14 protein-coding genes and 1 pseudogene are annotated in these 12,335 nt (G+C 64.4%); 3 read left to right on the forward strand and 12 right to left on the reverse strand.

Annotation, left to right across the window (positions count from 1 at the left end; genetic code table 11):
* Positions 1 to 35 precede the first annotated feature (35 nt).
* Both N430_RS04165 and N430_RS04170 read left to right on the forward strand, forming a co-directional pair.
* Entirely contained in the window at positions 36 to 998 is a 963-nt protein-coding gene (locus tag N430_RS04165) for an amino acid ABC transporter permease (protein WP_110633161.1), read from the forward strand.
* Positions 991 to 1,725, forward strand: coding sequence for an amino acid ABC transporter ATP-binding protein (locus tag N430_RS04170; protein WP_110633165.1), 735 nt, complete (start codon positions 991 to 993; stop codon positions 1,723 to 1,725). The genes N430_RS04165 and N430_RS04170 overlap by 8 nt, the downstream gene beginning before the upstream one ends.
* Positions 1,726 to 1,835: 110 nt before the next feature.
* On the opposite strand, the gene N430_RS29930 is transcribed toward N430_RS04170, so the two are convergent.
* From N430_RS29930 to ubiE, 12 genes and pseudogenes are all read right to left on the reverse strand, one after another.
* Complete coding sequence (locus N430_RS29930; protein WP_371922760.1) at positions 1,836 to 2,708, reverse strand: methyl-accepting chemotaxis protein; 873 nt, start codon at positions 2,706 to 2,708, stop codon at positions 1,836 to 1,838.
* Positions 2,691 to 4,028: pseudogene (locus N430_RS29935) on the reverse strand (methyl-accepting chemotaxis protein); the annotation flags it as partial. The pseudogene N430_RS29935 and the gene N430_RS29930, both read right to left, overlap by 18 nt.
* A complete protein-coding gene (locus N430_RS04180; protein WP_110633172.1) occupies positions 3,910 to 5,826 on the reverse strand; it encodes a methyl-accepting chemotaxis protein in 1,917 nt (638 codons plus the stop codon). The gene N430_RS04180 and the pseudogene N430_RS29935, both read right to left, overlap by 119 nt.
* A 100-nt stretch (positions 5,827 to 5,926) precedes the next feature.
* On the reverse strand, positions 5,927 to 6,634 hold the full coding sequence (locus N430_RS04185; protein WP_110633175.1) for a 16S rRNA (uracil(1498)-N(3))-methyltransferase: 708 nt from the start codon (positions 6,632 to 6,634) through the stop codon (positions 5,927 to 5,929).
* Positions 6,631 to 7,422: a twin-arginine translocase subunit TatC gene (tatC, locus tag N430_RS04190; RefSeq protein WP_110633178.1), complete on the reverse strand. Its 792-nt coding sequence runs from the start codon at positions 7,420 to 7,422 to the stop codon at positions 6,631 to 6,633. Before tatC ends, N430_RS04185 begins: the two co-directional genes overlap by 4 nt.
* Positions 7,419 to 7,796, reverse strand: coding sequence for a Sec-independent protein translocase protein TatB (tatB, locus tag N430_RS04195; protein WP_103446006.1), 378 nt, complete (start codon positions 7,794 to 7,796; stop codon positions 7,419 to 7,421). Before tatB ends, tatC begins: the two co-directional genes overlap by 4 nt.
* 3 nt (positions 7,797 to 7,799) lie before the next feature.
* On the reverse strand, positions 7,800 to 8,072 hold the full coding sequence (locus tag N430_RS04200) for a twin-arginine translocase TatA/TatE family subunit (protein WP_110633181.1): 273 nt from the start codon (positions 8,070 to 8,072) through the stop codon (positions 7,800 to 7,802).
* Positions 8,073 to 8,096: 24 nt separating this feature from the next.
* A complete protein-coding gene (locus N430_RS04205) occupies positions 8,097 to 8,432 on the reverse strand; it encodes a phosphoribosyl-ATP diphosphatase (protein ID WP_013974545.1) in 336 nt (111 codons plus the stop codon).
* Between the two features lies 1 nt (position 8,433).
* On the reverse strand, positions 8,434 to 8,826 hold the full coding sequence (gene hisI, locus N430_RS04210) for a phosphoribosyl-AMP cyclohydrolase (protein ID WP_027592414.1): 393 nt from the start codon (positions 8,824 to 8,826) through the stop codon (positions 8,434 to 8,436).
* A gap of 72 nt (positions 8,827 to 8,898) precedes the next feature.
* Positions 8,899 to 10,521 carry a ubiquinone biosynthesis regulatory protein kinase UbiB gene (gene ubiB, locus N430_RS04215; protein WP_110633184.1) on the reverse strand — a complete coding sequence of 541 codons (1,623 nt, stop codon included), beginning with the start codon at positions 10,519 to 10,521 and terminating at the stop codon, positions 8,899 to 8,901.
* Complete coding sequence (locus tag N430_RS04220; protein ID WP_110633187.1) at positions 10,518 to 11,141, reverse strand: SCP2 domain-containing protein; 624 nt, start codon at positions 11,139 to 11,141, stop codon at positions 10,518 to 10,520. Before N430_RS04220 ends, ubiB begins: the two co-directional genes overlap by 4 nt.
* Positions 11,141 to 11,911, reverse strand: a complete 771-nt coding sequence (gene ubiE / locus N430_RS04225; RefSeq protein WP_103446001.1) for a bifunctional demethylmenaquinone methyltransferase/2-methoxy-6-polyprenyl-1,4-benzoquinol methylase UbiE — start codon at positions 11,909 to 11,911, stop codon at positions 11,141 to 11,143. Before ubiE ends, N430_RS04220 begins: the two co-directional genes overlap by 1 nt.
* Before the next feature lie 124 nt (positions 11,912 to 12,035).
* On the opposite strand from ubiE, the gene N430_RS04230 reads away from it, so the two are divergent.
* Positions 12,036 to 12,311, forward strand: a complete 276-nt coding sequence (locus tag N430_RS04230; protein WP_110633190.1) for a polyhydroxyalkanoic acid system family protein — start codon at positions 12,036 to 12,038, stop codon at positions 12,309 to 12,311.
* Positions 12,312 to 12,335 lie beyond the last annotated feature (24 nt).

Genomic DNA, 12,335 nt, shown 5'->3' on the forward strand with positions numbered 1-12,335 from the left:
AACCCTGCGCGTTCGCATTTACGGAAGTACCCCACGTGATCAAACACAAGAAAGCCCAGTGGCCCTGGCACGGGTTGACTGCCCTGGTCCTGGTGGGCCTGGCGTTCAGCCTGTACATGGCCACCTCGATGATTTCCTACGAGTGGCGCTGGAACCGCGTACCGCAGTACTTCGCCTACAAGGCCGAGGACGTACAGCGTGCCGCAGGTAACGGTAGCGTGCAGGAGATCGTCGTTTCCGGTGACACCGCGCGTGTCACGCTCAAGGATGAAAACGGCGAAGAGCAAGTGCTCGACGTGGCCAAGGACAGCCTGCAACTGAGCCGCGGTGACGACGTCGCCGAGGGCGACCAGGTCGGCGTGACCCGCCACTGGGCGGCTGGCCCTCTGGCCTGGGGCCTGTGGACCACGTTGTGGATCTCGGTGGTGTCCGGTGCGCTGGGCCTGGTGATCGGCCTGTTCGCCGGCCTGTGCCGGTTGTCGAACAACCCGACCCTGCGCGACCTGTCGACCGTCTACGTCGAACTGGTGCGCGGCACGCCGCTGCTGGTGCAGATCTTCATCTTCTACTTCTTCATCGGCACCGTGCTCAACCTGTCCCGGGAGTTTGCCGGGGTGGCGGCACTGGCGCTGTTCACCGGCGCTTACGTAGCGGAAATCGTCCGCGCTGGCGTGCAGTCGATTGCCAAGGGCCAGAACGAGGCTGCTCGCTCGCTGGGCCTGAACGCCGGCCAGTCGATGCGCCACGTGATCCTGCCGCAGGCGTTCAAGCGCGTGCTGCCACCGCTGGCCGGGCAGTTCATCAGCCTGGTCAAGGACACCTCGCTGGTGTCGGTGATCGCCATTACCGAACTGACCAAGAGCGGCCGCGAGGCCATCACCACGTCGTTCTCGACCTTCGAGATCTGGTTCTGCGTGGCAGGCCTGTACCTGCTGATCAACCTGCCGCTGTCGCATATCGCCAGCCGGCTCGAGCGGAGACTTGCGCAAAGTGATTGAAGTCCGTGATCTGTTGAAAGTCTTCGACACCCGCGGCCATGTGGTGCGGGCTGTGGATAACGTCACCACCCAGGTCGCCAAGGGCGAAGTGGTGGTGGTGCTCGGCCCCTCGGGTTCGGGCAAGTCGACCTTCCTGCGCTGCCTTAACGGCCTGGAGCATTTCGACGAAGGCCACGTGGCCATCGACGGCCTGCAACTGGCCGACCCGAAGACCGACATCAACGCCTACCGCCGCGAAGTTGGCATGGTGTTCCAGCACTTCAACCTGTTCCCGCACATGACCGTGCTGGAAAACCTGTGCCTGGCGCAGAGGGTGGTGCGCAAGCGCAACAAGGCCGAGCGTGAAGCCAAGGCTCGGGCATTGCTGGAGAAGGTCGGTATCTCGCAGAAGGCCAACGAGTTCCCGTCGCGCCTCTCCGGTGGCCAGCAGCAGCGGGTGGCGATCGCCCGGGCCCTGGCGATGGACCCGAAGGTGATGCTGTTCGACGAACCGACCTCCGCGCTCGACCCGGAAATGGTCGGTGAGGTGCTGGACGTGATGAAGACCCTGGCCCAGGAAGGCATGACCATGGTCTGCGTCACCCACGAAATGGGCTTTGCCCGGGAAGTGGCCGACCGGGTGTTGTTCTTCGATCACGGCAAGCTGCTGGAAGATTCGGCGCCGGCCGCGTTCTTTGCAGCGCCGAAGGACCCGCGCGCGCAGGCCTTCCTGCGCCAGGTGCTGTAACCGCACCGGCCTCTTCGCGGGCTTGCCCGCTCCCACAGGATTCTGCACTGCCTCAATTGCGATGCAGTACCTGTGGGAGCGGGCAAGCCCGCGAAGCAGGCGACTCGGTCTCAGAGGCTGAATCGCCCCACCATCCCCCGCAACTGCCGCCCCAGCTGCTCCAGCTCCCCGCTTGAAGCCGCCGTCTGTTCACTGGCCGCACTGGTCTGATCCGACACATCCCTCACGCTGATCACGCTCCGGTTGATCTGCTCGGCCACCACGCTCTGCTCTTCGCTGGCCGTGGCAATCTGCTGGTTCATGCCCTGAATGCTCGAGACCGTGTCGGTGATCTGCCCCAAGGCATGCCCGGCCCTGCGGCTCAACTCCACGCTCTGCTCGGTCAGGCGCTTGCTGTCGTCGAGCAGGTGGGTGACCTCGTCGGTACCGCTGTGCAGGCTGTCGATCAGTTGCTCGATTTCTTCGGTGGACTGTTGGGTACGTTGCGCCAGCCCGCGCACCTCATCGGCAACCACGGCAAAGCCACGGCCCGCTTCACCCGCACGGGCGGCTTCGATCGCCGCGTTCAGTGCCAGCAGGTTGGTCTGCTCCGAGACCGACTTGATCACATCGAGAATGCTGCCAATCCGCTGGCTTTCGCCGGCCAGGTGCTGCATGGCGGCCAGGCAATGGTCCATCTGGCCCGCCAACTGTTCGATACGACCTATGGCTTCACCTACTACCTGGTCACCCAGTTGTGCCTGCTGGTCGGCATTGGTGGCTGCCAGTGACGCTTGCTCGGCGTTTTGCGCCACTTCCTGCACCGTGGCGCTCATCTGGTTCATGGCGGTGGCGACCTGGTCGGTTTCTTCGCGCTGCTGGTTGATGCGCAGCTTGGTGTCTTCACTGCTGGCGGCCAGCTGCGACGCGGCTTGGGACAGCTGGCCGACGCCTTGGTCGATACCGCCGATCAGCTCGCGCAGGCTGACGGTCATTTCGCCCATGCGGGTCTGCAGCTGCCCCATCTCGTCGCGGCGCTGCACAGGTTCGAGCTGGCTCAGGTCGCCCTTGGCGATACGTGCGGCCAACGCCAGTGTCTGGCGCAGGGGCTGGGTGATCTGCTGGGTAATCAGCCAGCCGGCGACGATGCCGACAATCAGCGCCAGCAGGGCCACGCTGGTGAGCAAGGAACGTGCGGCCACAGCTTCGTTGTCGCGTTGCTCGACCTTCCTTTCACCCAGCTCCAGGCTGACCGCCCTGAGCTCGTTGCCCATCTGTTCCATTTCGTTCTGCAGCTGTTCGACCTGCAGCGCCTTGCGGCGGTACTGGTCAAGGCTGGTGCGGTACTTGGCCAGTTCGATGCCGGGTTGTTCTGTCAGGGCGCGGGGCAGGCCCAACGAAGCGAGGCCCCTGAGCAGCTGGCCGAGGCTGGTATCGGCAGCGTTCAATGCGCTATCGCCGACCTTGGCAAAGTCCGAGAGCGGCGAAAAGGTGTAGGCCGGCACCAGGCTCTGCTGGTTGGCGGTGTCGACCTGGCGGCTCAAGGTTTCCATCAGTCCCAGCACGCCGCCCTGGCTGTCGGCGGGCATCTTCAGCAATGCCTGTGTCTGCAGATCGTCGATGACGTCGTTCAGCTTCTGCTCCTGCTCCTGCATGCCTGCGCGAAGCGCGCGGCGCTCCTCGACGCTGCCTTGCAGGGCAGTGAAGTTCTCGCGCAGGCGCTGCAGCAGCTGCAGCTTCTGGGTCAGCACCTGGCGAGATTCATCGACGCTGCTGCGCTGCTGCAGGGTGGTCAGCAGGGCATCCAGCTGCTGCAGGGTACCGGCGATCTGCGCTTTGCTGGCGTCGTCCGCCAGCACCCGGTAGGTGATGCGCTCGGCGCGCAGGTCTTTGACCAGATCATTGATCCGGCCGATTTCACTGAGTTGTTCCGAGCGCGTAATGGCGCCGTCGAGCGCACGCCAGCCGCTGACCGTGGTGGCCAGGGTGAGCGCGAGGACTACGGCGAAGCCCAGGGCGAGCTTGGCGCCGACACTGATGTTGCCGAGCCTGTGATTGAGGTAGCCGAACATGGCAGGTCTCCGTCCAGTTGATAGGGATGGGGTGCTGGCGTAGTGCTGGCATCCCATCCCTGCCCATCGGCGGAGGGCTTGTAGGACTTGACCTGAAAGTTCTGTAGGAAAATTCAGCGCAAGTCGTGAAGCATCAGAGCCTGAACCGTCCGACCAACCCCTGCAGGTGGGTGCCCAGGCGGGCCAGTTCGACGCTGGAACTGGCGGTCTCCTCACTTGCCGCCGACGTCTGGTCGGAGATATCGCGCACATTCATCACGCTGCGGTTGATCTCCTCGGCAGTGGCGCTCTGCTGCTCGGCGGCGGTGGCGATCTGCTGGTTCATGGCCTGGATCGACGACACCGTGTGGGTGATGGTCTCCAGCGAACTGCCAGCGCGGCGGGTCAGTTCGACGCTGCTGTCGGTGAGTTGACGGCTGGCGTCCATCACGCTGGCCACGCGTTGGGTGCCACTTTGCAGGCCGGCGATCAGCTCTTCGATTTCTTCGGTGGATTGCTGGGTGCGCTGGGCCAGGCTGCGCACCTCGTCAGCGACCACCGCAAAGCCGCGCCCGGCCTCACCCGCACGCGCCGCTTCGATGGCGGCATTGAGTGCCAGCAGGTTGGTCTGCTGGGCCACCGACTTGATCACGTCGAGCACGCTGCCGATCTTGTCGCTTTCGGCCTTGAGCTGGTTCATCGCTTCGCTGGAGTTGACCACTTCGCTGGCCAGGCGCTCGATCTGCGTGACCGCCTCGCTGACCACCCGATCGCCCTCGCGCGCCTGTTGATCAGCCATGGCCGCCGCTTCCGAGGCCTGCTCGGCATTGCGCGCCACTTCGTGCACGGTGGCCGCCATTTCGTTCATCGCAGTCGCCACCTGGTCGGTCTCGACTTTCTGATTGTTGACCCCGGCGCTGGTCTGCTCGGTCACCGCCGACAGCTCTTCGGCGGCGCTGGCGATCTGCGTCACGCCATCGCCGATGCCGCCGATCAGCTCGCGCAGGCCCTGGGTCATGCGCTGCATGCTGGCTTGCAGCTGGCCAAGTTCGTCGCGGCGGGTCGAGTGCAGGTCCTGGCGCAGGTCGCCATTGGCCACGCGCTCGGCGGCAGCCAAGGTCTGGCGCAGCGGGATGATGATCTGCCGGGTAATGGCCCAGGCCGCGAGCAAACCCAGCACCAGGGCCAGGGCCGTGGCACCGCCGAGCATGACTTTGGCCTGGGCAGTGCCGGCATCGCGCACTTCGGTCTGCGAAACGGTCATCGCCTCACTGGTCTGCAACAGCACCGTGCCCTGGTCGGCCATGCGTTGCAGCGCCTGCTCGCTGGCGCTCTGGGCATTGGCGAACTGGGCCACCGCATCGCGGTAACCTGCAAGCGCGGTCGCCGAATCGTCGAGGCTGGCGGCATATTCAGCTGGCAGCCTGGCCGGCAGTGCCTTGAGCTCGGCCAGTGCCTGGTCGACGGCATTCAGCGCGGTTTGCTGGTAGTCAGCGATGCCGCTGTAGGTATAGCCACGTACCTGGTAGCGCGCCTGCTGCACCAGTGCGCTGACGTCCACGGCATGCTGGTATTGGCTGATGTCGCCGCCCTGCAGCAGGCGCTGTTGCACCCGATTGATCAGCTCGACGGCCTTGTCGGCGCTAGCGCCCAGCACATCGCGAGCAGCCTCTCGGCGCTGGCCGGCCTGCTTGATGTCGTTGAAGGCTTGCTGGTACTGGCTGACGGCGGCCTGCTGCTGTTGCAGGCGCTGGCGGTCGGTGGGTTGCTCGATCTGCCCGAGCATGAAGCTGATCTGGCGCTCGAGATTGCCCAGGGCCTTTTCCAGCTCGCCGATGGCCGCATCGTTGCGGTCACGCTGGTAGTGCTGGCGGGCGATGCGCAAATCCTGGGTGTACTGGTGGATCACCGAAATGTTGCCCAGCTTGTCACCCCGCTCGGTGATGCTGTTCAGGCCCTGCCAACCGGTAAAGGTGATGGCCAGAGTCAACAACAGCACCAGGCCAAAGCCCAGCCCCAGCTTGCGATTGACGCTTACATTCCCGAGCGATTGGGAAAACCATTGGTACATGTTCGACTCCCCGGCAACGTGGCAGCACAGATTTTTGTTGTGTTGCCAACACCATCGGCTTGCGCCGGGGAAACTTGATAGTGAAAAGCTGACCCGCCTGTCAGAAAATCCTTGAGAGCAGGGCAGTTACGGCGGTTTCCACCCGCAGGATGCGATCACCCAGCTGAACAGGTGCCAAGCCAGCCTTGCCGAACAGGTCGACTTCATAAGGGATCCAGCCGCCTTCGGGGCCGATGGCCAGGGTTACCGGGCCTTCAACCGCACGTGGGCAGGCCGGGTAGGGGCCGGGGTGGCCGACCAGGCCGAGGGTGCCGTCGGCGATGGCAGGCAGGCGGTCTTCGACGAACGGTTTGAAGCGTTTTTCGATGATTACCTCGGGCAGCACCGTGTCACGGGCTTGCTCCAGGCCGAGTATCAGGTTCTCGCGGATGGTTTCAGGCTGGAGAAAGGGCGTTTGCCAGAAGCTTTTTTCGACCTTGTAGCTGTTGACCAGGATCAGCCGCGGTACCCCCAGGGTCGCCACGGTCTGGAACAGCCGGCGCAGCATTTTCGGGCGCGGCACGGCCAGCACCAGGGTTAGCGGCAGCTTGGCCGGTGGCTGCTGGTCGAAGGCGACCTCCAGCTCGGCTTCATGCTTTTCCAGGCGCAGCACCGTGGCCTTGCCCATCAGGCCGTTGATGCGGCCCACGCGCAGTGTGTCGCCCACGGCGACACGGTGGATGTCCTGCATGTGGGTGAAGCGCCGATCAGCGAGAACGACGCGGTCGGCCGAGACGAAGTCGGCCTCTTCAAGGAGTAACAGGTTCACGGCTGGGTCGCTGGCGGCTGGTCGTTATGGTCGTTGGTGGCTTCGTCGTCAGCATGGCTGCGCTTGCGGATCAGGCTGCCGCACAGCACGCCGATCTCGAACAGCAGCCACATGGGCACGGCGAGCAGCGTCTGCGAGAAGATGTCCGGTGGGGTGAGGATCATGCCGACCACGAAGCAGCCGATGATCACGTACGGGCGAACCTTCTTCAGGTACTTCACGTCGACCACGCCGATCCATACCAGCAGCACCACGGCCACCGGGATCTCGAAGGCAACGCCGAAGGCGAAGAACAGCGTCATCACGAAGTCGAGGTAGGCGGCGATGTCGGTCATCATCGCCACGCCTTCCGGCGTGGCTTTGGCGAAGAAGCTGAACATCAGCGGGAACACCAGGAAGTAGGCGAAAGCCATGCCGGCGTAGAACAGCAGGATGCTCGACACCAACAGCGGAATGGCGATGCGCTTTTCATGGCGATACAGGCCTGGCGCGATGAAGCCCCAGATCTGCTGGAGGATGAACGGGATCGCCAGGAACAGCGAGACGATCATGGTCAGCTTGAACGGCGTCAGGAACGGCGAGGCCACGTCGGTGGCGATCATCGTTGCGTTGGCCGGCAAGTGTTCGCGCAGCGGCGCCGAGACCAGGGTGTAGATCTGCTGGGCGAAGGAGAACAGCCCGGCAAAGATCAGGAAGATGACCGCCACGCAGCGCAGCAGGCGGGTGCGCAGTTCGGTCAGGTGCGAAACCAGCGGCATTGGCTGGTCGTGGTCCGGATTTTCGCTCATGGGGCTCGCGGCGGTTGAGGCGGTTCAGAAGGTGCGGCCGGGGCGGCAGGTGGCTCGGCCGGCCTGGCTTCGAGCCCGGCAGGTGGCTGCACGCTGGCCGTGGTCACCGGCGGCTGCGCGGGTGGCGTCAGTGGGTTGAGGATGCGCTTGGCTTCCTCCTCCATCTGCAGGATGTGCTCGTTATGCAGCTGGCGGCGGATGTCGTCGGCGCCGATTTCGCGCTCGACCTCCATCTTGATCGCATTGAAGCTGCGTTTCAGTCGCCCGATCCACAGCCCCGCAGTACGCGCGGCGCCAGGCAGGCGCTCGGGGCCGAGCACCAGCAGGGCGACCAGGCCGACGAGCAACAGCTCGCTGAAGCTGATGCCGAACATGGGTCAGTCTTTCCGCTGCGGCTCTTGGACCGGCTGGGCCTGGCCATCGATGGTGTGGCCTTGCTGCGGCTGGGCAGTGTTCTGCACCGGCGGCACGGGCTGGGCGGGCGGCGGGGTCTGCTCGGCCGGCTTGTTCTCTTCTTCGCTCATGGCTTTGCGGAAGCCCTTGATCGACTCGCCCAGGTCGCTGCCGAAGTTCTTCAGCTTCTTGGTGCCGAACACCAGGACCACAACGACCAGCAGGACGATCCAGTGTTTCCAGTCAAAAATACCCATGGTGCTCTCCTAAATGCGGTTTGCTCAGGCCGATGGCTGACGCGCGGCCTTTTCATCGTGCCCGGAAAGCCCGAAACGGCGCTCCAGTTCATCAAGCACGGCTTGTGGATGCTGGCCCAGCGCGCTGAGCATGACCAGGCTATGGAACCACAAGTCTGCGGTTTCATAGATGACATCACTGTAATCCTTGCTCACGGCGGCGTCTTTGGCCGCGATGATGGTCTCGACGGACTCTTCGCCGAGCTTTTCGAGGATCTTGTTCAGGCCCTTGTGGTACAGGCTGGCCACATAGGAGCTGTCGGGAGCCGCTTGTTTGCGCTCTTCGAGCACTTCGGCCAGGCGGTTGAGGGTGTCGCTCATGTCAGTGTCCTGCGCTGTAGATGGCATCCGGATCTTTCAGAACCGGGTCGACGGTTTTCCACTGGCCGTCTTCGAAGACGCGGTAGAAGCAGCTTTCGCGGCCGGTGTGGCAGGCGATATGGCCCAGTTGCTCGACCATCAGGATGATCACGTCGGCATCGCAGTCCAGGCGCATTTCATGCAGCTTCTGCACATGGCCGGACTCTTCGCCCTTGCGCCACAGCTTGCCACGGGAACGCGACCAGTAGATGGCGCGTTGCTCGGCGGCGGTCAACGCCAGCGATTCGCGGTTCATCCAGGCCATCATCAGCACGCGTCCGGTCTTGTGGTCCTGGGCGATCGCCGGTACCAGGCCATCGCTGTTCCACTTGATCTCGTCCAGCCAGTCTTTCATCGTCGACTCCAAAGCGGGCCCGCTCCTGTGCCGGGCCCTTTGCGCTAGTGTGCCAGCCAGCAGCGCGGCTGGCTATTGGCGCACGATCAGGTAAAGGCCGGCGGCCAGCATCAGCCAGGCCGGCCAGGCGGCCGGGGCGGCAAGGCTGGCGGCTTCGGCGGCACCGGCGGCCAGTACTGCGCCGCCACCGAGCAAGCCGGCACCGAGCAGGCGCAGTGCCCAACGGTCGCCCTGGCGGCGGCGCTCCGGCAGTTGCGGGTCTTCCAGATGCGGCTGCGACAGGCGCTCCAGCAGGTCGCGGGTCATACCGGCCAGGTGGGGTAACTGTTCAGCCTGGCTATAGAGGTTGCCGATTACCGCCTTGGGGCTCATGCGGTCGCGCATCCAGCGTTCCAGGAATGGCTTGGCGGTGCTCCACAGGTCCAGATCGGGGTACAGCTGACGGCCCAGGCCCTCGATGTTGAGCAGGGTCTTCTGCAGCAGCACCAGCTGCGGCTGGACTTCCATGTTGAAGCGCCGGGCGGTCTGGAACAGGCGCATCAGCACCTGGCCGAAGGAAATATCCTTTAACGGTTTTTCGAAGATCGGCTCGCACACCGTGCGGATCGCCGCTTCGAATTCATTGACCTTGGTATGCGCCGGTACCCAGCCCGAGTCGATGTGCAGCTGGGCAACGCGGCGGTAGTCGCGCTTGAAGAAGGCGATCAGGTTGCGCGCCAGGTAGTCCTGGTCCTCGGCGGTAAGGCTGCCGACGATGCCGCAGTCGATGGCGATGTACTGCGGGCTCCAGGGTTTGACCGTGCTGACGAAGATGTTGCCCGGGTGCATGTCGGCGTGGAAGAAGCTGTCGCGGAACACCTGGGTGAAGAACACCTCGACGCCACGTTCGGCCAGCATCTTCATGTCGGTGCGCTGGTCGGCCAGGGTGGCCATGTCGGTGACCGGCACGCCATAGATGCGCTCCATCACCAGCACTTTGGGGCGGCACAGGTCCCAGTACACCTGGGGCACGTACATCAGCTCGGAGCCTTCGAAGTTGCGCCGCAGCTGGCTGGCGTTGGCCGCCTCGCGCAGCAGGTCGAGCTCGTCGTAGATGGTCTTTTCGTAGTCGCCGACGATTTCCACCGGGTGCAGGCGGCGGGCGTCGGCCGAGGCGCGTTCGGCGGCCTTGGCGATCAGGAACAGCCAGGCCAGGTCCTGGGCGATGACCGGCTTCAGGCCTGGGCGAACCACCTTGACCACCACCTCTTCGCCACTCTTGAGGCGGGCGGCGTGCACCTGGGCGACCGAGGCCGAGGCCAGTGGCTCGACGTCGAAGCGGCTGAACACTTCGCCGACCTTGGCGCCGAGCTGATCTTCGATCATCGCCACGGCTTTTTGCGGGTCGAACGGCGGCACGCGGTCCTGCAGCAACATCAGCTCGTCGGCGATGTCGGTGGGCAGCAGGTCACGGCGGGTGGACAGCAACTGGCCGAACTTGATGAAGATCGGCCCCAGGTCCTGCAGCGCCAGGCGCAGACGCGCCCCGCGGCTGAGTTCGGAGGGCTTGCGCGGCAGCCAGCGCCAAGGCATCAGCAGGCGCAGGCTGGCCAGCCACCAGGGCAGCAGGGGTTGTTCGAACAACAGGTCATCGAGACGGTAGCGGATCACCACACGCTGGATGCGAAAAAGACGGCGGACGGCGAGCAGCTTCATGCGTTATCGCTGGTATCAAGGGATCGGGAGAGGCGCTTGAGGCGGGCCTCGAGGCGTTCTGTGTCGAGTTTCAGGGCATCGAGTTCGCTGAAGGCGGCTTCGGCTTCGCGCTTGCCGACCAAGGTGCGGGACTCTTCGGCCAGGTATTCGGACAGGTTCTGGCTGAAACGCGCCAGACCCTGGCGGGTCCAGCGTGCGCGCAGGCGGATGTGGCCGGCGAGCATGGCCGTGGCGACCGGGCCAAGCCAGCGCTGCAGCTCGTGTTCCCAGTCCAGTTCCAAGTCCTGCAGCACGCCGAACAGGTCGAGCAGCACGGCACTGTCGCCATGCAGTTCGACTTGCGGGCTGTGCAGCACGGCGGTCTTGTCCCGGGCCACGGCCAGTTGCACCAGGCTGCCTGCCGGGGCACGCAGACTGCAGTCGACCTCGCCCTCCCAGTGGGCGGCGAGCATCAGGCCTTCTTCATCGGGCAGGATGAACACCTGCAGGGCCGGTTGGCGGCAGTCGATCTCGATGACCTTGCCTTCCAGCGCGGCCAGCCGCGGCAAGGCCGTGCTGTCCATGCGCAGGACGCGGTTCAGGCCATGTTCGACACTGGCGAGCAGCCCGGCCAGCAGCATCAGGGCTTGATTCCCCGGTGCACGGCAACGATGCCGCTGGTCATGTTGTGGTAGGTGACGCGGTCGAAACCGGCCTCGACCATCATGCTCTTGAGGGTTTCCTGATCGGGGTGCATGCGGATCGACTCGGCGAGGTAACGGTAGCTCTCGGAGTCATTGGTGATCAGCTTGCCGGCCAATGGCATGAAGGCGAACGAGTAGGCGTCGTAGGCCTTGGACATCAGCTTGTTGGTCGGCTTGGAGAACTCCAGGATCAACAGGCGGCCGCCCGGCTTGAGCACACGCAGCATCGAGCGGATGGCTTCGTCCTTGTGGGTGACGTTGCGCAGGCCGAAGGCGATGGTCACGCAGTCGAAGTGATTGTCCGGGAATGGCAGCTTCTCGGCGTCGGCCTGGACGAACTCGATGTTGCCAGCCACACCACGGTCGAGCAGGCGGTCACGGCCGACCTTGAGCATCGAATCGTTGATGTCGGCCAGTACCACCTGGCCGGTCGGGCCCACAAGACGCGAGAACTTGGCGGCGAGGTCGCCGGTACCGCCAGCGATGTCCAGCACGCGGCTGCCGGCGCGCACGCCCGACAGCTCGATGGTGAAGCGCTTCCACAGGCGGTGCATGCCGCCGGAGAGCACGTCGTTCATCAGGTCGTACTTGGCGGCCACCGAGTGGAACACTTCGGCGACTTTTTTCGCCTTCTGGCTTTCAGGGACGTCCTGGTAGCCGAAATGGGTGGTGGGTTCGGCGTGGTCGCCTTTGCGCTGGTCGTTCATATCGCTTCACCGGAAAAAATTACCGCCATTCTAGGGCGAATGGGCGGATTTGTCTTGGCGGGGTGTGCCTTGGGGCAGGGGCGGGCATAATGCAGATTATGTCTACATATTCAGGAACACCCGCATGACCCAGATCAGCGTCGAACGCAAACACTCCCTCGGCCGCGATGCCGCCCGCGCCAAGGCCGAAGCGCTGGTCGACAAGCTCAGCCGCGAGTACGACCTCAAGGCTACCTGGAACGGTGACCGGGTCGACGTGGCCCGCAGCGGTGCCAACGGCAGCGTGCACATCGGCGAAGACAGCATTCGCGTGGAACTGAAGCTCGGCATGATGCTCTCGATGATGAGCACCACCATCAAGGGCGAGATCGAGCGCGCCCTGGACAAGGCTCTCGCCTGATGCGCATCGCCCAGGCGGCGCGGG

The sequence above is a fragment of the Pseudomonas sp. CC120222-01a genome, from assembly GCF_003097235.1.
Classification (GTDB): Bacteria; Pseudomonadota; Gammaproteobacteria; order Pseudomonadales; family Pseudomonadaceae; genus Aquipseudomonas.

What these genes read in the sequence shown, in the direction of transcription:
- N430_RS29930 (WP_371922760.1), bottom strand. Translation starts at nt 2,708, where the DNA reads ATGGGCGAAATGACCGTCAGCCTGCGCGAGCTGATCGGCGGTATCGAC.
- N430_RS04180 (WP_110633172.1), bottom strand. Translation starts at nt 5,826, where the DNA reads ATGTACCAATGGTTTTCCCAATCGCTCGGGAATGTAAGCGTCAATCGC.
- tatC (WP_110633178.1), bottom strand. Translation starts at nt 7,422, where the DNA reads ATGAGCGAAAATCCGGACCACGACCAGCCAATGCCGCTGGTTTCGCAC.
- tatB (WP_103446006.1), bottom strand. Translation starts at nt 7,796, where the DNA reads ATGTTCGGCATCAGCTTCAGCGAGCTGTTGCTCGTCGGCCTGGTCGCC.
- N430_RS04200 (WP_110633181.1), bottom strand. Translation starts at nt 8,072, where the DNA reads ATGGGTATTTTTGACTGGAAACACTGGATCGTCCTGCTGGTCGTTGTG.
- N430_RS04205 (WP_013974545.1), bottom strand. Translation starts at nt 8,432, where the DNA reads ATGAGCGACACCCTCAACCGCCTGGCCGAAGTGCTCGAAGAGCGCAAA.
- hisI (WP_027592414.1), bottom strand. Translation starts at nt 8,826, where the DNA reads ATGAAAGACTGGCTGGACGAGATCAAGTGGAACAGCGATGGCCTGGTA.
- ubiB (WP_110633184.1), bottom strand. Translation starts at nt 10,521, where the DNA reads ATGAAGCTGCTCGCCGTCCGCCGTCTTTTTCGCATCCAGCGTGTGGTG.
- N430_RS04220 (WP_110633187.1), bottom strand. Translation starts at nt 11,141, where the DNA reads ATGCTGCTGGCCGGGCTGCTCGCCAGTGTCGAACATGGCCTGAACCGC.
- ubiE (WP_103446001.1), bottom strand. Translation starts at nt 11,911, where the DNA reads ATGAACGACCAGCGCAAAGGCGACCACGCCGAACCCACCACCCATTTC.
- N430_RS04230 (WP_110633190.1), top strand. Translation starts at nt 12,036, where the DNA reads ATGACCCAGATCAGCGTCGAACGCAAACACTCCCTCGGCCGCGATGCC.